The sequence below is a fragment of the Pseudomonadota bacterium genome, from assembly GCA_016711215.1.
Taxonomy (GTDB): domain Bacteria; phylum Myxococcota_A; class Polyangia.
In genome coordinates this window covers 656,448-674,615 of sequence record JADJTL010000003.1, presented here as the reverse complement: position 1 = coordinate 674,615, position 18,168 = coordinate 656,448, and the positions used below count along the sequence as shown (strand labels likewise).

Here is an 18,168-nt window from a genome sequence, read left to right as displayed (position 1 = left end):
GCCTTCTCCCCTTAGGGGGGCCTTGAGCAAGGCGCCTAGATCGCCGCTGGCGAGGCGAAGAGCGCAGCGACTCGCCCTCCCCAGCTTTGGTGCGTGTTGGGTGCCGTGCTGCTCGTTGACGCCGCGGGTGCGAGCATTGGGGCCTCCTTCTTGCGCACCCTTTGGTCCTCCGCTCCCATGAAGGTCAGCACTGCGCGCGTGTAGCCCGAGAGGGCCACGAGCTGGTCCGGATGCCGCAGCGCCTCGATCAAGGGGGCGTCGGGCCGTCGCGTCGCCTCCAGCACCGAGGCGGCGGCTCCGGCAAGCGGCGCGTTGCCCGTTTGCTTGGCGCGGCGGGTGGCTTCAGTGGCTGCCGCCGTCAGCGGACCCGCCGCTTCGGACCAGCGCAGCGCGCGGGTTGCCGCGTGGAGAGCATTTAGGAGCGAGAGCGCCCGCTGGTAGCCCTGCCTGGCCCCTGCGTGGTCTCTTTGTTCCGAGCGCCCGTGCGCGTCAGCGACGAGCGGCGCGACCAGCTGCGCCACGACGGCTTCGAGCGGCCCCTGCGCCCGGGGCGTGGCGGGGCCAGGCGGGGCTCTCAAGGGCTTGAAGATCGCCTTCTCGGCCCGAGCCGTCGGGTCCTTGCTGGCCGCGGCGCGTCGGCTCGCGTTCGTCGCACCCGCCCGGGCGGGCTCGCGCCTCTTTGCTTCACCCGTGGCTCTGGGCGTCGCGCCTTGCTCGCTGCGGACGCCTAGAAAGCCGCCTTGGCGCGACCGGAGGGAGCGACGGCCGGACGTCCTCGCGCGCGCGGCCGGAGGCCTAGACTCCAGGCTGAAGGGGTTGAGTCGCGTCGCGGCCGCCTGCAGCCTCGTGACCAGTGTCCCGAGCTTGGCCCACTGGAGCTTGCCCGACCGGGCGCCCGACCGCTCCGCCGCGCTCGCCGGCGCCCTCTTCGCCGCGCTCGCCGACGACGCGCCGCCCCACGCGGCCGCCCTTTGCGGGGCTCCCGCGCCTGCCGCCGCCACTACCCCCCAGACGAGCATCGAGCGCAACAGCCGCATGCTACCGTCTCCTGCTGCCAACCTGCTGTTTCGGCTGAGCAAAGCCAGTGCCAAGCGGGACGGAGTCTGCCGACTCTTCGTGATCTTTGCAACAATCAAACAGCCCACAAATAGTCCAGATTCGCCAAGGTGGCAGGGCGCTCACCGAGGATCGGCCAGCCCTCTTCGGCGCCGGCCAGTTCGGTAGCCGCCTGTCGCCGACGCGACGGGCCGACGTGACGGGGATCATCGCTCCGACCGCGCGGGGCGCGTATGATGGCCCGATCCACAGCTTGGCGAGGTCTTCAGGTATGGCGCAGATCGGCGAGGGGATGGAGGCGTGGGCGGCGCCGGGCTCCGGGGAGCGCGGGCGCGTCGGCCTCGCGATCATTCATGGCATCAGCAGCAATCCCCTGACGACACGGCCACTCGCCGAGGCCTTGGCCCTTCACGGCTTTCGCATCGAGGTGCCCCGCCTGCCCGGGCACGGCACCAACTGGCGCGACATGGCCGCGACGCGCTACGCCGACTGGCGCGCGGCCGTCGAGCAGGCGGCACACGAGCTGGCCGCGAGCTGCGATCAGGTGCTGCTCGTAGGGCAGTCGCTCGGCGGCACCCTCGCGCTCGATGTCGGCTGCGGCCGCCTGCCGGGCGTGGTGGGCGTGGTGGCGATCAACGCTGCCGTGCTCGATCGCGCCGGGCTGGTCGCGCGACTGGCGCCGCTGGTCGCTCGGCTCGTCCCCGCGATCCCGCCGCGGCTCGCCGGGCTCGTGCGCAACGACGCGGCGCGTCCCGGGGTCGACGAGCAGGCCTACGAGTGGCTACCGACCCGCGCGGCCCAGTCGATGCTGGACGAGCTGCCGCGCCTGCGCGAGCGGCTGCGCCAGCTCGAGCTGCCGCTGCTGCTCTGTTGCTCGCAGCAGGATCACGTCGTGCCGCCTGAGAACACGCCGGCGATCGCTGGGCTGGTGGCGGGCCCCGCGGTGATCGTGCCGCTGCGGCGCTCTTTCCATCTGGCGCTGCTCGACCACGATCGTGCGCTGATCGAGCAGCACATCCTCGGCTTCGCCGACGCGCTGCGCCGCGGCGACGCTTGGCCCTGGGCGCTGCCGCTGGCGGTGGCCGAGGCGGCGCCCTAGCGCGCGCCTCGCCGCTGCTAGGGCCGCCGGTCGGGCGCCGCGTGCTGGCGTCGGCGGCCGCCGCGCGCTCAGCGCTCGGGCAGCAGCTGCCGCAGGATCACGGGGCAGGCGGCCTCGATCAGGTCGAGCACGCGCTCGAAGCCCTCGGCCCCGCCGCGGTAGGGATCCGGCACATCGAGCGGCGTTCCCGCGGGCAGAAAGCTGCTCAGCAGCCTGGTCTTGTCGCGGTAGCGCGCCTGCGGATCGAGCGCGTAGAGCACCTCGAGGTTGGCGCGATCCATCGCGACGATCAGCGCGAAGCGCTCGAAGTCGGGGCTGCAGAAGGTTTGCGCGCGGCCCTCGAGCAGGTACCCGCGTCGCGCCGCCGCCGCGCGCATGCGCGCATCCCGTGGCGCTCCGACCATATGCTCGAGGGTGCCCGCCGACTCGACCGGGATCTGCGCCTCGAGGCCCTGCGCGGCCACGAGCTGGCGCAGCACGCCTTCGCCCGTCGGCGAGCGGCAGATATTGCCCAGACAGACGAAGATCACGCCGCGTGCGCTGGCCTCGGGGCGCTCAGCTACTGCGAGGACCGACCGCTCCATGACTCTGCTCCAGCTCCTGGGCCTCGATCGCCGCTTGGGGCGCGAGGGTGATGGGGAAACGATCGTGCAGCGGGCTGAGCCGCCAGCCCAGCGCCGCGGCGCTGTAGAGCATCCGCGCCACCGGGCGCAGGGCGCCGGTCATGCGCCAGGCCTGCGCCAGCTCCTCGGCCAGATAGCGGTCGAAGCCGCCGCAGAGCCCGAGGGCGAAGAAGCAGATCGGGAACGAGAGCAGCGCCGCGCCGAAGAAGAAGACCGTGAAGCCCACCGAGCCGAGCGGCGGCAGGGCGGCGGCGAGCAGGCGCCAGAGCGCGTAGTTGAGCGCGCCGGTCAGCAGCGGGGCGACCGCCATCTGCCAGGCGAAGAAGCGCACGCGGACGATCGAGCGATGGTTGATGCTCCAGCCGACGATCACCTTGAGGGCGATGGTGGCCAGCAGCGCGACGTAGAAGCCCGTGAACTGCAGCCTGGGGATCAGCACCCAGAAGAGCGCGATGCGCAGCGCTTGCTCGCCGCCGAGCATCAGCGCGAAGAGCCCCGGGCGGCCCGCGCCCTTCTGCAGCATGTCGCTCAGCCACGCTGGCGCGAAGAAGACGCCGACGAGCGCGGCGAGGGTCAGATACTCGGCGGCGCGGGCCCACTGCGGCTCCATCGCCTGGCGGACGAAGGCGGGCCCGAGGGCCCAGAGCAGGCTGGCACCGACGGCCGCGTAGAGCCCGCCGATCTGAAGAAAGCGGGCGAGGTAGTACTGCGTCAGCGTGTGCTTGCCGTTGCCATGGCTCTCGCTGATCGCGGCCATCGCGGTCTCGAAGAAGCGATAGGCGATCGGAAAGAGGAACATCAGATTGTAGTGGATCTGCGATTCGATGCCGAGCCACTCGGTGTAGTTGATCAGCAGCAGCGAGATCACGACGCGCTCGACCGTCTTGGCCGCGCGATAGAAGACCTGGCCGCTGACCACGCGCAGGCCGTAGGAGAGCAGCTGCTTGGCGGTGCCGAGATCGAAGTGCACGAGGAAGAGCGGGAGCAGGCGCAGCCCCTGCCGCCGATAGATCGGCACGCCGATGACGAAGGTGACGATCATCGAGAGGTAGAAGCCGACGCCAATCCCGAGCGCCGCGCCGAAGGCCTCGCCGTACTGCGGATGCGAGCGACCCCAGGCCCGCAGCAGCAACACGCAGGGGATCTGGAGCGCGAAGCGCAGCAGCCAGTCGGAGAGCAGGTCGAGGCCGACGTTGAGGTCGAAGCGCTGGTAGGCCTGAAAGAATACCGTCATCAGGCCGAAGATGCCGGGGTACTGGATCAGGGCGATCAGCACGACGAAGTGAGCGCTGTAGCTGTAGCGCGTATGCGGCAGGATCAGCAGCGCGCCGAGGCTGGCCAGCGTGACGAAGACCAGGCCGCTGAGGATCTGCCACCAGACGAAGAACTGCGCCGAACGCAGCGCCCGCGCCGGGTCCTTACTGCGGTACTCGGCGAAGTACTTGACGAAGGCGGTGAAGGTGCCGGCGTCGAAGAGGAACCAGGCGACCTGGAGCGCCTCCCAGGAGAAGTCCCAGATGCCCTTGGCCTGGGGGAAGGGCTGCACGCGGTTCGGGATCAAGATGTTCGTCAGCCAGTAGTAGGGCACGAAGAGCAGCAGCAGAATCGACGTCAGCGTGAGAAACCCGGCCAGCGGGCGCGCGAAGCCGATCCGGCTCCAGCCGCCGCGCGCGTCGCCGCCGCCAGGGCCCGCTGGGGCGGCGTTGGCACGCTCGTTAGCGAAGAAGGTCGTCGCCAGCTCCGGGTGGGCGCGGCTGTAGGCGCGCGCGCGGGCGAAGAGCGCGACGGTGACTGCCCAGCCGAGACCGAGCAGCAGCAAGAGCAGGCCGAGCTTGCTGGGCCCCGGGACCGGCGCGCCGGGCCAGTCGGCGAAGCGCAGCGGGCGCTCGCCGGCGGCCTCGCTCGAGAGCCAGTAGAAGAGGTAGCCGCAATAGGGCCAAAGCAGCAGCTCGCGGTTGCTCGCGGCGGTGAGGCGCGCGGCCCAGACGTAGACCCGGCCACGCCCGAGGCTGCCGGCCAGCAGCAGGGGCTCGCGTGCGCCGTCGGCCTCGGCGGTCGCCTCGATCAGCACCTGGGAGGCGCCGCCCAGCTGGTCGCGGCGCGGGTCGCTGCGCGGGTCGAGCCGATAGCGCGCGCCGAGCTGCGGGGCGCTGGCCCAAACCACATCGCCGGCGAGCAGGCGCGGGGCGAGCGCCGTGGCGCGCGCCGTGATCGGCCGGGTGGCCGCGCCGCGCAGGGTCAGGCCCAGCGCGCGCAGCCACGGCGCAGGCGCGCGACCCGGCACGACCACCAGGCCCGCCCCCCGCGCTCGGACCTGGGCGAGCACGCGCGCCTGCAGCGCCGGCGAGAGGTCTCCGACGGCCCAGATCACGCGCGCGCGCTCGATCGCGGCGGGGACGAAGCGGGGATCGATCAGCAGGCGTTCCCGCAGCGCCTGCGCCGCCTGATCACGCTCCCCGACGATCGCCAGCGGTGTCGTTGCTGGCCCGGGGCGCGCGCCGCGGGCGGCCACCGGCACGAGCAGCACGACCAGCCGCACGACGAGCAGCACGACGACGTGAGGGCTCGCGCGCTGGAGGTAACCGAGCGTCATGAAGGATTTCGCTTCGGGCGCTCGCGGGGGCGCGTTCACCGGCCAGCGGCGTGCGCCGCGGAGGCCGCGGTCAATAGCCGTAGTTGGGGTCGCTGGTGCTCTCGCCGCCGGCGGCCGGGTTGCGCGGCGACGATGCGCTGGCCGCGAAATAGTCCCGCGCGGCGAGCGCCACGGCGGGGATCGCCAGCAGCGCCACGAGCCCCAGTCGCAGCGCGTGGCGGGTCAGGGGCCGGCAGCGGGCCAGTCGTGGGAGCTGCACCAGCACCAGCCCGAGCGGCGCCAGCACGAGCAGCACGAAGCTCGCCTTGGGCAGCTCGGCGTAGAGCAGGCCGACAGCCCACTGGCCCACGGCGACGAGCGCCAGGACCGGGGCGGCGCTGGTCAGCCGCCCGCTGGCGGGCCAGCGCCAGGTGACCACCCAGAGCCCCCCTAGCGCTGCCGCGGCGGCGCCCGCGAGCTGGCCGACGGCGGCGGTTCCTGCCATCACGAGCACGGCGGCGCCGGCGACGACCCAAAGCAAGAGCGCCAGGCCGAGGCCCGGTCCTGGCTCGCGCGCGGCAGCGCCGTCGAGGATCGACCAGACGGCGAGCATGCCGCCGGCCACCGTCGCCGCGGCGAGGCCGTATTGGGCGATGGGGCCGCCCTGCGCCGCCAGCGGGCGGACGAGCAGCCAGGCGCTCCCGGCGCAGGCCAAGAGGCGCAGCCCCCAACGCAGGGCGATCGGTCGTTGCCATAGCGCGTCCAGCGCGCCCAGCGCACCGCCGAGCGCCGCCAGGTAGAGGAGGGTCTGGCTGACGTCGTTGTTGGCCGAGAGCGGGCCGCCGGCCAGGCCCCAATGTCCCGCGATATAGCCGGCAGCGAGCGCCAGGGCGGCGCCCCAGCGCCCAAGGGGCTGGCCTACCCCGGCCGCGGCAGACGCCTCGGATGCGGGGAGGGCGGCGGTGCTCGCGGCCGTGCTTGCGGCCCAAGGGCGGCTGGCGGCGAGGAAGAGGGTCGCCGAGAGCAGCGCTGGGACGAGGGCGCCCCACAGTAATACAGCGGTTACCATGGAGCGGACCTCCTCAGCGCGATCTCGATGGCTCCCCTTGGCTCTACTGGCGGATACCCTCGATGGCGATCGCCAGCTTGAGCTTCTCGCCGACCCCGCCGGGCATGCCGGCGACGCCGTACTCGCTGCGCTTGATCGTCAGCTCACCAGCGTAACCCGTGCGGAAGTTACCCCAGGGATCCTTCGCCGCGCCGACCTTGAGCAGCCGCACCGTCACGGGCTTGGTGGTCCCGTGCAGCGTCAGATTCCCGGTCACGCTGACGCCCTTGCCGGCATTGATCACCTTCGTGCTGACGAAGCTGATCTTGGGGAACTGCTTGGTGTTGAGGAAGTCGGGGCTCTTGAGGTGGAGGTCGCGCTTCTGCACGCCGGTGTAGATCGAGTCGGTGTCGATCTCGACCGTGACCGCGCTATCCGCCGGCTTCTTGCCCACGGTGAAGCTGCCCGTCACGCCGCGGAAGAAGCCGCCGCTGGTGATGCCGGCACCGAGATGCTCGGCCTGAAACACCACCGACGAATGCTCGGGGTCGATCTTATACTGCTCGCCTGCCACGGCCTTGGCCGCCGCCTCCTTGATCGTCGCGGTAGCCGCGGCCGTCTTGGCCGGAGCTTCGGTGATCGTCGCGGTCGTGGCGGCTGCGGCCTTCACGGGCGTGGCGGCTGCCGCCTTGGTCGTCGCCTCGCTCGCCTTGGCGGGGGCCTCATTGAGCTTGGTGGTGGCCGTAGCCCCCGCCTTGGCCGTCGAGGCGGCCGCCGCCTTGGCGACATTCGCCAGCCCGCGCGCCCCGGCGACGCCGCCGTCGAGCACCAACGCCAGCCCTCCAGCCGTGGTCAGTAGCAGCCTCGCCGTCCTCGCGAACTTGGTCATCATGATCATTTCCTCGTTGCTCCTTGCTTTGCTGTCGGCCCTGATGGCACGGGCGAAAGAGCCCCTCGGACGTCCGCGCGTGCGGGAGCTATGCAGCACCGAAAGCGTTTGACTTCGCGACCCGTCTATCGCAGGCCAACGCTAAAGGCAAGGCCGGGACCCGGGTCTTGGGTGGGCGCTCAGAGCGCGTAGCCTGCGCTCAGCGTCAGGCGCAGGTAGCTGTCGGTGCCCGAGGTCGGGGCCGGGCTGTCGGCGGTGCAGGGGCGCGGGGGCTCACCTGCGGCGTCGAGGCCGGCCAGATCCATCGTGTAGCGCTGGTACTCGACCTGGGCGCCGTAGAAGAGCCCCCAGCTCAGTTCCCCGCGCAGGCCGGCGCGAAGGGCCCAGGCCAGACCGCTGCTGCGTTCGCCGAGGGCATCCACGGCATCTTGGCCGACGCCGAAGAGCGGTCGGAGGTCGCCGCCCAGCTCGAGCACGGCCAGGCGGGTGCCGAGCGGTTGACGCGCGGCGAGAGCGACGCGGGCGAAGCGGTAGTTGAAGCCGGTCAACACGTCGTTGGCGCCGAGCGAAAACTCTCGCAGCCCAACTCCGGCGCTGCCGATCAACGTCGGGCTCCAGGCGCTCTTCAGCGCCAGCGGCCAGCGGAGCACGAGGTCGGCCAGGAGCTGCTGCGACCGCGTCGCCACCTCGCTGCCGAAGTCGCAGGTCGGCGCTCGCCCATCGCTCTCCGGCAGGTCCGTGCTGACCGCGAGGTGCCGCGAGTAATCGACAGCGAGGCCCAGGTGGCGCAGGAAGCCCCGGGTCACCGTCGCCAGCGGATAGGCCTCGGCATGCAGCACGAACTCGGGAAAGGGGCTGCCGTCGAAGGAACGGTTGCCCGCGGCCGTCGGCGCCTTGAGCTCATAACGACGCTGGGCGATGCCCACCCCTACCGAGAGCTCGCCAAGGCCGGCCCAGCGTTCGCGCAGACCGGGTCGCGGCGGTGGTGGCGGGATCGGGCGGGGCGCAGCCAGCGCCTCCGGCGTGTCCTCGGGCGTCGCCAGCGCGGCGGCCGCGGCCGCCTCCGGATCCTCGGCCACCGCTGCTGCTACGTCGCGGCCCGTGACGGGGGCTGCGGGTGCCGCCGCCGGCTTGCCTTTGGCGTCGGCGATCGCCTTGGTCGCCGCGACCTGCTGATAGCTGCCCCGCGCCACCAGTGGCAGGCAGAGCTGGCCCAGGCCGCGGCCCGCCTTGCCGAGCGCGCTTGCGCTCAGCTCGGGGCTGGTCGGCGTACCGAGCGGCTGCCCGGTCGCACCGTCGTAGACAACGAGCTCGAGTCGCAGCGCGGGGCGCGCCCTGCGCCGCCGCTTCGCCGCCGGCCCGCGCGCCGCGTTCGCCGGCGGGGCCACCTTGACCACGGAGCCCTTGACCACCGCGCTGCAGCGCAGGCGGGTGCAGACGGCGACGATGCCGGCCGCAGTAGCGCCGTTGACCCGTTGGCGGCGCACCTCGCCGGCATAGTCGGCGATGGCCAGCACCTGCACGCTGCGGCCCATACCGCGTACGACCGCCGCGCGGGCTTTGCCGCCGCTCAGCCCCTCGAAGGGCAGCACGACGACGCGGGCCTTCTGTTTGCGCGCTGGCTTGGACTCGGGCTTGAGCTGGGGCTTGAGCTGGGGCTTGAGCTGGGGCTTGAGCTGGGGCCGGGCCGCCGTCGCTTTGGCGCTCGCCGGCGCCAGCCGCCGCGCGGCGCGGCATAGCGTCGGGCCCTTCGCGGCCAGCGCCGCATGCTGCGCGCCCGAGATCAGCAGCAACGCCATGCTCGCCGCGAGCCAGGCACCGCGGGCGCCTACTGGGGGTCGCATCAATCGCATCGAATGCATCGATGGCATCGTTGCTCCGTTATCCGGTGCTAATCCGGTGAGAGGATGAGTGGTAGACGTTAACACGGAGCCAGCGGCGAAACGAAGTTGGCCGCGCGGCAACCACCTGTGCTTTCTTGGCTGTGCTCCTTTTGGCGAGGGCTGTGCTTGGTTATGGCGCTGGTACCGACCCCGGATCCCACCTTCGACACCGCCGCGGCCCCTCGAGGCGCGGCGCTTTTGCGCGCGCGGCGCTGGAAGCGGGCGCTCTTCGTCCTGCTCGCCGCGGCCCTGTTGGTGACGCCCCCGCTGCTCCTCTGGCGCGCGCGCGCGCGGCGCCCGCCGGCCCCGCGGGTCCTGCGCTTCGGGCCCCTGCGCCTCGTCGCCGCGCTCGCGGTGCAGGCGACGGTCGCTGCCGCCGGGAGGGGTGGCGCCCTCGCCGTCGGCACGCGTGAGGGCGGCGTGCTGCTGACCAACCTCGGGGGGGGGCGCGCGCTGCCGCCGCGCTGGCTGCTGCCGCCCGCCGGCGCTGCAGCTGTGCTCGACGGCCCCGTGACGGCCCTCGCCTTCAGCGCCGATGGGCGGCGGCTGCTGGCCGCCGGTGGGCGCGCGATCGGCTGGTGGCAGGTGGATCCGCCGCGCCTGCTCGGCCAGCTCCGCGGCCCGCAGGCCATCACCGCCGCCGTGCTGGCGCCGGGCGACGCCGGGGCGCTCTTCGGTACCGACCAGGGCTTTGTCCAGCGCTGGCGCCTCGACCGCCGCGAGGCCGAGCCGGCCGCGGGGCTCGGCTGCGAGCTGATCGTGCTCGAGTACCAGCGCGCGCGCCTTCCTCTGGCCCGGCGCTGCCCCTTCGGCACCTTCGTGCAAACCCACGACCTGCGCCCCGCCTGCGCCTACCCGCTGACCCAGCTCACCCGTCGCGGTGCCCTGCTGGCGCAGGCCTGTCGCACCGGCACAGCCTCGCTGATCACGCTGCCGCAGGGCGCCACGCAGCATACGCTCGCCGGCGCCCTCGGCGCGCTCGCCTTCGACCCGCGCGGCCGCCTGTTGCTCGCCCGCGCCGACGGCGAGCTGCGTCTTTATGATCCAACCGCCCGCGCGGTCGTGCGGGTCTGGCCGCGAGCGGGGGAGGCTCGCGCCCTCGCCGCTGCCGACGACCTCGCCGCCCTCGCCGGCGCCGACGGCAGCCTGCGCCTCTGGGACCTGCGCGCCGCCGGGGACGCGCCCCCCAGCGCTACCCTACGCCTGCCGCGCCCGCCGGTCTGGCTGGCCCTGGAGGCCCACCCCCTTCGCCTCCGCGCCCTGCTCGACGATGGCCGCCTGGTCGAGGCGACGGTCGCCGCCAGCCTGGCCGACGGCACTGGCCACTCGATCCGCCGCCGCCCGCCCCACTGACCGGCGGCCCAACCGAACGATGATATTTTCCTCTTGAGTGGCGGGGCATTGCGATCGGCACGAGCTTTGCTTTTATCCGCTCACAGGTCAGGCAGGTTTCCGCAAGGGCAGGTTTCCGCCAGGACAGGTCTCCGCCAGCGGAGACAAGGGGAAAATAGGTCGAAGCCATGCGCAGAGAAGCCAGGTCGCGCCGTTATGTCGCCTTTTTCGCCGTCACCCTGCTCGCGGGGACCCTGCTGGTCGCGGGGACGCCGGGCGCCTGGGCCGAGCCGGCGGCGCCGGCGGCTCAAGCTCCCCATCTCGCCCCCATTCGAGGTTACCTTGGTGCCCTGCAGGGACTGAATCGTCCGCGGGCTGGACTGATGCAGCGGGCCTCGGCCCACCTGGCCCGCCCCTTGCGCCGCGGAGAGATCATGAAGGGGCTGACCGAGGAGCTGCATCGGGTCACCCGACCCGATGCGAGGGGCGCGCCGCAGGTCAGCCACACGGAGCTCCACTCGCTGCTGAAGGCCCTGCAGGCTGAGCAGGAGCAGCACGCCAGCTTTGACGCGAAGACCTTCAGGCAGCTCAGCGGCGTGCTGAACGACCGGCTGGCCCGAATTCAGCATGACGAAGCCCAGGCGCCGGAGGCCGCGGAGGCCGCCCCCGCATCGGAGGCGCCGGTGGCCGAGGCACGGCCTGCCACGCCGCCCGCCCCCCTGGGCGCCGAGGCCAACGCGCTGGTCGAGGCTGAGGCCAATCCGGCGGTGCGGGCGGCCATGGTGCGAGCGCTGCGTGAGTCGGGCGTCGGCGCGCCCGAGCTGGTCGTCAGGCAGCCGGCCGCGCGTTGGTCGCACGACCCGGCCAGCGCAGCGCAGAACCCCAGCGTGCATGCCCTTCAGCCGGCCGGCGCCTACACTGGCCCCAGCGTGGTCGGCCGCAGCCTCAACATGTCGCATATGGGTACGGTGATCGAGCAGCAGGGTGCAGGGGCGGCCACTGGGGCGATCCTTCAGGCGATGAGAGACCGGCGCGATGGCTTCTACCAGCATCTGCTGGCGCTCCATAAGGCGCAGCTTAGCGCCGCAGCAGCCCGGGGAATCGGTCCAGTGGCGCGCGGGCCGCTTCGCGAGCAACAAGCGAGCATCCGCAAGACCTTCCTGCGGACGATGGGCTCCAGCGGTAGGGAGCTCATTCGAGATAGCGATGGCGTCCTTCGGATCGCCGTGCGCTCGAGCGGCGAGATCGGTGCCGAGAAGGCGCATCTCCGCGGGGCCGTCAAGGCCGAGAAAAAGCATCAGCGCTGGGCGCACCGTGCCGAGGTCGCGGCCGCGAATCAGGCCCAGTTCGAGACGAAGAAAACGCATTGGGTGACGATGGGCGCGGGGGCGCTGGCGCTGGGCGCCGTGATGCTCAGCGTCACCGGCGTCGGGCTCGCGACGCTGCCCTTGCTGATCCAGGGGAGCACGGCGCTGGCCGCCTGGACGCAGGTCGGGATGGTCGCCGGCGGCGTGTTCGCCGGCGGGGCCACGGGACAATTCGTCGCCAATCGCGTCCAGGGCCTGCGGGCGGGCCTCAACGGCGCGTGGCTCCGCGCGGCTGACCGCCGGAAGGACGAGGCCGCGGCCGCCCATCGGGCGACGCTGTCCTACTACAACCTCGATCCCAACGCGCCGGCGGCCAACGAGAACCACTTCAGCAGCCCTCCGCGGCGCGCGTTCCCGTCAAGCATGGAGCGCCAGTACGCGCCGGGTGCAGCGCGGGCGCCTGCGGTGGAGGCCAAGTTCCCCGACGAGGCGCCGGCCGACGCCCCGAAAGGGACCAACGGTCATCCCGGCTTCGATGTTGACGACCATCGCCTGCCCGAGGCCGCCTAGCCGGCGGCAGCGGAGCGCCTGAGCCCCCAATGCCAAGTAGACCAGTCGCAAGAGCAATCGAAGGCACCGCGCCGCCGAGCGCGTCAACGCAGGAGGTCGCCATGGCGACACGCAACCGAATCGCCCCCGCCCATCGCCCGCCGATCGGCCAGCTCATCCGCCAGCGCAGGGCCTTCACGGCAGCCGGCGCTGCCCTGGCGCTCGCACTCCTCGCCGCCTCGCCCGCCTGGGGCGCGGCGCCGGCAGCAGCCGTGCTCGGCGCCTCCACCACGGGCACTCGAACTCCAGTGTCCACACAAGTCAGCAGGTTGGTCACGGGGCTGGTCACGCGCGCTGCTGGTGGCCTTGCCCAGGCGCGAGCTCGGTTTGTCGTGCGGAAGAACGCCGGGGAGGAGCTGCGCCGCTCAGGCCGCGCGGGTTTGGTCACTGGGGAGCGCTCGGTGGCCCCGGAGGAGGCCTTGGCCGCGGCACTCGTCGCCCACGGGGCCACCCCGCAGGCCGCGGCTCGCGCAGCGTGGAAGACCGTCGCCCGCGCCGGCCGAGCCGCACTGCCGGTGCTGAAGAACGACCTGAGGTCGGCCGCGGCGGCCCTTCGCGGGGCGTCCAAAGGATCCCAGGCGGCGGAATCCGAGGTGGATCGCCCTGGCGAGCGCTTTCTGGACGCGCTCTGGAGCTATGCTTCCCAGGCCGGGGACCTGGGCCACTCAAGCTGGGGCGCCCTGCGCTTTCGGGATGCGGTCGGCGTGCGCCGAACGGTGGCGCAGAGCCATAAGGCGCTCGACGGCCACCTCGTCGACGCGGTGGCGGCGCAAGACCCGGCGAAGATCGCGGCGGCGCTGGGGGTCGCAGCGGCGTTCCGCAAAATCACCGCGGATCAGTTGGGCTCCGTGGAGATCCATCGTCCGGGCGCTCGTTTCCTTAGTCCAAAGGGTCACGGTCAGCCGCTGGTGGAGGCCGCCCAGCACGCCTTCGGCGTGGATCGCGTCTTGAGCGCCATCGAGGCGACGCGCGAGGGAGAGCTCAAGGGTCACTTCACGAATCAGCTCGCGAACGGAACGGCTACCCTCGATCGGCTCCTCGGGGACGGCAGGGGCCTGTGTGAGGTCGCCGTTTGGCTCGAGCCGAGGCTTCGAGGGCTAGACGACACACACACCCAGACCCTCACCGGCAAGGCCCTCAAGGCCCACTATCGCTTCGGTGGCGGGCAACGCAGGATGAACAAGGTGATCGAGGAGATCGCCCCGCGCGCCCTTCGGGCGATGCTCCAAGGACTCGTCTTGCGAGCGACGAGGCTGAAGCCGGCCGAGGCCGCGCTGATAGCACCGCTGATGCTCGAGGCGATGTTCTACGAAATGCCTCGCGCCCTGAAGAAGGAGCTCCAGCAGCTTCGCGAGCAGGTCCGGCTGCTTGGCGTGGAGGAGGAGGCGGCGGTGGTGGCGGCGGAGGCGTCGGCGGCGCAATCGTAGTCGGAGGCCAAGCGCGGGCGTGGACGAAGGAGCGCCATCGGCTCAGCGATGAGGTCCCGAGCCTGCGCGTGCAGCAGCCGCAGCCCTGATCACCCGCGCGCCCGCTCCGCGGAGCGATGCCCACCACCGCCTTGCCGAAGCGCTTCGAGGCCCCTCCCCGGCGCTTGCCTAGCAGCCGTCGGGGAGGGAGAGCTGCAGGAGCTGCGCGATCAGCTCGTCGCGAGAGGTGGCGAGGCCCGGCCAGCAGCACCAGCAGTTGCGTCTGCAGCGGACTACGTCGGCTCGCGCGCCCCTCAATAGGCCTTGGCCACCACCGCGCGCTGGGCGACCGGCTCGCCGGTGATGATGCACCTGCCGGGGCCGTCGTGGGCGTCGACCAGGGGTAGGCAGCGGACGCTGGCCTTCAGCTCCTTGATCTTGGCATCACAGGCGGCGTCGTCCTTGACGTGGACCATCACGAACTTGCCGCCGCCCTGCTCGGCGCTGGCCGGCTCGAGGATCGCCCGCAGCTCGTCGAGGCTGTTGGCCAGCACCGTGTTGTCGAGCAGTCGCTGGCGCGCGCGCTCGAGCAGCTCGCGCTGCATCGCCTCGAGCTCGCCGAGCACGCGCTCGGGCAGCCCCGCCAGCGGCAGCGTTTGCTTGGCGGCCGCGTCGCGGCGCTTGCAGACGGCCTGGCCGGCGGCCAGGTCGCGGGGACCGAGCTCGATGCGCAGCGGCACGCCGCGCTGCTCCCAGTGAAAGTACTTGAAGCCGGGCTTGTAGCCCTCGCGGTCGTCGAGCTCGACGCTCAGTGGCTGGCCCGCGAGGCGCTGGGCGCGCAGCTCCGTGGCCAGCCGCTGCGCTTGCTCGAGCACCGCGCTGCGCTCTTCCTCGCTGCGGTAGATCGGCACGATCGCCACGTGGATCGGCGCTAGGCGCGGCGGCAGCACCAGGCCCTGGTCGTCTGAGTGCGACATGATCAGGCCGCCGATCAGGCGCGTGCTGACGCCCCAGCTCGTCTGCCAGACGTACTCGAGCTCCTTGTCCTTGTTCTGGAAGCGCACGTTGAAGGCCTTGCCGAAGTTCTGCCCCAGGTCGTGGCTGGTGCCCGCCTGCAGCGCCAGGCCGTTCTGCATCATCGCCTCGATCGCGAAGCTATGCACCGCGCCGGCGAACTTCTCGGCCTGCGTCTTGCGGCCCTGGATCACGGGCATCGCCATCACGCTCTCGGCGAAGTCGGCGTAGACGCCGAGCATCCGCAGCGTCTCGGCGCGCGCCTCCTCGGCCGTGGCGTGCGCAGTGTGGCCCTCCTGCCAGAGAAACTCGGTCGTGCGCAGGAACATCCGCGTGCGCAGCTCCCAGCGCACGACGTTGGCCCACTGGTTGATGAGCAGCGGCAGATCGCGCCAGCTCTCGATCCAGCGCGCGAAGAAGTGGCCGATGATCGTCTCCGAGGTCGGCCGGATGACGTAGGGCTCCTCGAGGGTCTTGCCGCCGCCGATCGTCACCACCGCCAGCTCGGGCGAGAAGCCCTCGACGTGCTCGGCCTCCTTGCGCAGGAAGCTCTCGGGGATCAGCAGCGGGAAGTAGGCGTTCTTATGCCCGGTCGCCTTGAAGCGGCGATCGAGGTCGGCCTGGATCTTCTCCCAGATCGCATAGCCGTGCGGCTTGATCACCATCGCGCCCTTGACCACCTCGGCCGCCTCGGCCAGGTCGCCCTGGCGGATCACGTCCTGGTACCAGGTCGCGAAGTCCTCGGCGCGGGTCGTGATCTTGTCGCTCTGGCCGCCCTTGGCTGGACCACCCGCCGTCGCGCGGCCGCCGCCGCCCGCTGGCCTATGCTTGTTGGAATCGCTCTGGCTCACGTGCACTGCCTCCCCGCGCCGACTCATAGCGTCTGACGCGGTCGCCACGCAAGCGGCTCGCCCGCGCCGACCCGGACCGGGGCGCCGCGCGCGGCCCCGCAGCCCCCGCGCTCAGCGAAAGAGCGAGCGCTGGCCGCCGATCGCTTGCTGGATGCCGAGCAGCTCGGCCAGCGTCGAGGCGACGCGCAGCGCCGACACCTCTGCCGGGCGACGTCCGGGCGCCAGCGACGGCCCCATGATCACCACGGGCACCAGCGCGTCGTCGTCGTTCAGCGAGCCGTGCGAGGTCGTCTGTTGGCGGTCATCCGAGACGAAGGCGTGGTCCTCCGTCCCGAAGAGCACCTCACCTGCGACCTCCGGATGCACGGCGCGGCATTGGGTGGCGGCCGCCGGGGCGCGCGCCTCGCAGTCGCCACGGACGCTCGCGCTCGGCAGCGCGAAGGCGACGCCGGGCAGCGCGGCGAGGCCCTCGGCGATGCCGTCGACGAGCGCGGCGCGCTCGGCGGCAGGCAGCGCGCGGGCAGCCTTGCCGAGGTAGATGAAGGGCACCTCGGCCGCGGCGATCCAGGGGCCCGCGCCCAGCCGCGCCTCGGCAGCCTTGCCTGCGGCCTCGATGATCGCGGCGGGCATGATCCGCTGGGGCCCGCGTCCGCCCCTGCCGCGCGTCGCGCCGTGGTCGCTGGTCAGCAGGACGCTGTATCGACCGGCGCCGTAGCGACGGTCGAGCCGCGCCAGCAGCCGTCCCAGCAGCACGTCGAGGCGCAAGAAGATGTCCAGCGCCTCCCACGACTCCTGGCCCCAGGCGTGTCCGACCTTGTCGTGGGTCGAGAAGCTGATCGCCAGCAGGTCTGCGGTCCTTCGACGAGGTCCCCGCGCCAGCGCGTCGACGGCGCGCAGCGCGGCCTCGAGCAGCAGCTCATCGGCGACCGGCGTCCGCTCGACGAGCGCGTTGGCCGCCGGCCCGGCCGCGAGCAGATGCGGAAAGACGCGGCCCAGGGGATGGTCGGCGGGCTCGTCGGGAGCATCGTCCTCGCCGCCCCAGCGCCGCAGCAGGTCGCGGTCCAGGGCCTCCCAACGGTAGGGGAGCCAGTGGCTCGCCGGCGGCAGCGTCGCCGCCCAGCGGGGCAGCGCGGAGACATAGTAGCGGCTCGAGGTCATCGTCCCGGTGTTGGCGTCGTACCAGAGCGCCAGCGTCGGCCGCTTGCCGCCCATCATCACGGCGGCGCGATCCTTGACGCTGAGCGACACGACCCTGCCGCCCTGCGCGCTCAGCGCGTCGCCGACCGTCGCAACGCGCAGCGCGTGCGGAGAGACCCCACCCGCCGCCGCGTCGCCGAGGACGGGAGCGCGGGGATCCAGGGTGACTGGCACGAGGACGTCGCGCTGCCGATCCAGCTGGCGGTTGCCGACGATGCCACTCTGGGCCGGCGCTGCCCCGGTGACCAGCGCAGCATGTCCCGGCGCCGTCAGCGTGGCGGCGTAGGGGAAGCGCACGCGCGGGAAGACGACGCCCTGGTCGAGCAGTTGGCGCAGGCCCAGGCGCGCGAGCGGCGCGTGCGCCTCGAAGGCCCAGCTCGGCAGCTGATCGATCACCACCAGGACGACGAGGCGCGGCGCTGGCCGCGTCGCCGTCGGCGCCGGTCCTGCCTTCGCCCGCAGCGGTGCGCAGGCCGTAGCGCCGAGGCCAAGCGCGAGGACGATCCCGAGGACGATGCTTGGCGCTCTGAGTCGCATGGCGCGGATGCTCTCCTGTTGGCTATTGAGCGAGGTTTTTGAAGGGCGCAGGGCAAGCGCCGCGCTCGCTCGGGGCGGCCTGGGCGATGCGCCCGCGCCGCGGCGCAACGTTCGGGCATGGTGGCTCGCAAATCAACAGCAATCGCTTAGCAGCCGCGCGCTCCATCGTCTATCATCCGCGCCCGCTCGGCGGAGCATGCGCGAAGGCTGGGCTCGGCGAGACGGGGTGCGGACACGGGCGTCCGCGCCGTGGGCGATCTGACTACGCGGGGCAGCCTCTCCGCGGGCAATGGATGTGAACGTGGGCAACGTCGGAGCGGATATCGAGTCGATCTGTGGCAAGTGCGGCGACGTCTGGCATGTTGTCGTGGCCAAGGTGGGGGTGCGGGTGGCCAAGGTCCAGTGCAAGCAGTGCGGTGGCCTGCACGGCTACCGGCCACCGGGTGGGCTGGCCAAGGCAGCGCCGGCGCGCGAGCGCCGCAGCAGCCGCGCCACCGGGCGGCGACCCTCAGGGCGAGTGAGCGCAGAGGCTCCGCTGCCGACGGTCGATCGCAGCAAGCCGCTGCGCACCTATCGACTCCAGGAGACCTTCGCCGTCGGCGACCGCCTCCTGCACCCGACCTTCGGCGAGGGCGTCGTCGAGCTGCAGATCAGCCCGCAGAAGATCCAGGTCGCCTTCGTCGGCAAGCGCCGGGTGATGGCCCAGGCCCTCCCGCCGCTTGAAGACGCCTAGCGCGTCTGTTCA

At 72.2% G+C, this 18,168-nt stretch carries 13 protein-coding genes; 5 read left to right on the top strand and 8 right to left on the bottom strand.

Features of this window, described 5'->3' with window-relative positions:
• Positions 1–35 precede the first annotated feature (35 nt).
• Positions 36–521 carry a hypothetical protein gene (locus IPL40_11610; protein MBK8481808.1) on the bottom strand — a complete coding sequence of 162 codons (486 nt, stop codon included), beginning with the start codon at positions 519–521 and terminating at the stop codon, positions 36–38.
• Positions 522–1,327: 806 nt separating this feature from the next.
• Here IPL40_11610 and IPL40_11605 point away from each other — a divergent pair.
• Complete coding sequence (locus tag IPL40_11605; GenBank protein MBK8481807.1) at positions 1,328–2,155, top strand: alpha/beta fold hydrolase; 828 nt, start codon at positions 1,328–1,330, stop codon at positions 2,153–2,155.
• A 68-nt stretch (positions 2,156–2,223) separates the two neighbouring features.
• Here IPL40_11605 and IPL40_11600 read toward each other — a convergent pair whose 3' ends face one another.
• The 5 genes from IPL40_11600 to IPL40_11580 all read right to left on the bottom strand — a co-directional run bounded on the left by IPL40_11600 (position 2,224) and on the right by IPL40_11580 (position 9,131).
• Positions 2,224–2,739, bottom strand: a complete 516-nt coding sequence (locus IPL40_11600) for a low molecular weight phosphotyrosine protein phosphatase (protein ID MBK8481806.1) — start codon at positions 2,737–2,739, stop codon at positions 2,224–2,226.
• A complete protein-coding gene (locus IPL40_11595) occupies positions 2,711–5,371 on the bottom strand; it encodes a lipopolysaccharide biosynthesis protein (GenBank protein MBK8481805.1) in 2,661 nt (886 codons plus the stop codon). The genes IPL40_11600 and IPL40_11595 overlap by 29 nt, the downstream gene beginning before the upstream one ends.
• Before the next feature lie 70 nt (positions 5,372–5,441).
• Entirely contained in the window at positions 5,442–6,419 is a 978-nt protein-coding gene (locus tag IPL40_11590; protein ID MBK8481804.1) for a hypothetical protein, read from the bottom strand.
• Between the two features lie 43 nt (positions 6,420–6,462).
• Positions 6,463–7,296, bottom strand: coding sequence for a YceI family protein (locus tag IPL40_11585; GenBank protein ID MBK8481803.1), 834 nt, complete (start codon positions 7,294–7,296; stop codon positions 6,463–6,465).
• A 170-nt stretch (positions 7,297–7,466) separates the two neighbouring features.
• Positions 7,467–9,131, bottom strand: a complete 1,665-nt coding sequence (locus IPL40_11580; protein ID MBK8481802.1) for a hypothetical protein — start codon at positions 9,129–9,131, stop codon at positions 7,467–7,469.
• A gap of 165 nt (positions 9,132–9,296) precedes the next feature.
• Here IPL40_11580 and IPL40_11575 point away from each other — a divergent pair, with 165 nt between their 5' ends.
• The 3 genes from IPL40_11575 (at position 9,297) to IPL40_11565 (ending at position 13,845) form a co-directional block, all read left to right on the top strand.
• The gene (locus tag IPL40_11575) at positions 9,297–10,523 is read left to right on the top strand and encodes a hypothetical protein (GenBank protein ID MBK8481801.1); all 1,227 of its coding nucleotides are present in this window, start codon (positions 9,297–9,299) and stop codon (positions 10,521–10,523) included.
• A gap of 167 nt (positions 10,524–10,690) precedes the next feature.
• Positions 10,691–12,379: a hypothetical protein gene (locus IPL40_11570; protein ID MBK8481800.1), complete on the top strand. Its 1,689-nt coding sequence runs from the start codon at positions 10,691–10,693 to the stop codon at positions 12,377–12,379.
• Positions 12,380–12,480: 101 nt separating this feature from the next.
• Positions 12,481–13,845 carry a hypothetical protein gene (locus IPL40_11565; GenBank protein ID MBK8481799.1) on the top strand — a complete coding sequence of 455 codons (1,365 nt, stop codon included), beginning with the start codon at positions 12,481–12,483 and terminating at the stop codon, positions 13,843–13,845.
• 293 nt (positions 13,846–14,138) lie between these two features.
• On the opposite strand, the gene IPL40_11560 is transcribed toward IPL40_11565, so the two are convergent.
• Together IPL40_11560 and IPL40_11555 are read right to left on the bottom strand one after the other, a co-directional pair.
• Positions 14,139–15,716: a proline--tRNA ligase gene (locus IPL40_11560; GenBank protein MBK8481798.1), complete on the bottom strand. Its 1,578-nt coding sequence runs from the start codon at positions 15,714–15,716 to the stop codon at positions 14,139–14,141.
• Between the two features lie 84 nt (positions 15,717–15,800).
• Positions 15,801–17,423 carry an alkaline phosphatase family protein gene (locus IPL40_11555; GenBank protein ID MBK8481797.1) on the bottom strand — a complete coding sequence of 541 codons (1,623 nt, stop codon included), beginning with the start codon at positions 17,421–17,423 and terminating at the stop codon, positions 15,801–15,803.
• Between the two features lie 301 nt (positions 17,424–17,724).
• Between IPL40_11555 and IPL40_11550 the strand changes: the two genes are divergently transcribed.
• Positions 17,725–18,156 carry a hypothetical protein gene (locus IPL40_11550; GenBank protein ID MBK8481796.1) on the top strand — a complete coding sequence of 144 codons (432 nt, stop codon included), beginning with the start codon at positions 17,725–17,727 and terminating at the stop codon, positions 18,154–18,156.
• Positions 18,157–18,168: the final 12 nt, after the last annotated feature.

Bases quoted from the DNA above. Each gene is read 5' to 3' on its own strand.
- IPL40_11605 (MBK8481807.1), top strand. From the start codon at position 1,328: ATGGCGCAGATCGGCGAGGGGATGGAGGCGTGGGCGGCGCCGGGCTCC.
- IPL40_11600 (MBK8481806.1), bottom strand. From the start codon at position 2,739: ATGGAGCGGTCGGTCCTCGCAGTAGCTGAGCGCCCCGAGGCCAGCGCA.
- IPL40_11595 (MBK8481805.1), bottom strand. From the start codon at position 5,371: ATGACGCTCGGTTACCTCCAGCGCGCGAGCCCTCACGTCGTCGTGCTG.
- IPL40_11590 (MBK8481804.1), bottom strand. From the start codon at position 6,419: ATGGTAACCGCTGTATTACTGTGGGGCGCCCTCGTCCCAGCGCTGCTC.
- IPL40_11585 (MBK8481803.1), bottom strand. From the start codon at position 7,296: ATGATCATGATGACCAAGTTCGCGAGGACGGCGAGGCTGCTACTGACC.
- IPL40_11580 (MBK8481802.1), bottom strand. From the start codon at position 9,131: ATGCGACCCCCAGTAGGCGCCCGCGGTGCCTGGCTCGCGGCGAGCATG.
- IPL40_11570 (MBK8481800.1), top strand. From the start codon at position 10,691: ATGCGCAGAGAAGCCAGGTCGCGCCGTTATGTCGCCTTTTTCGCCGTC.
- IPL40_11565 (MBK8481799.1), top strand. From the start codon at position 12,481: ATGGCGACACGCAACCGAATCGCCCCCGCCCATCGCCCGCCGATCGGC.
- IPL40_11560 (MBK8481798.1), bottom strand. From the start codon at position 15,716: ATGAGTCGGCGCGGGGAGGCAGTGCACGTGAGCCAGAGCGATTCCAAC.
- IPL40_11555 (MBK8481797.1), bottom strand. From the start codon at position 17,423: ATGCGACTCAGAGCGCCAAGCATCGTCCTCGGGATCGTCCTCGCGCTT.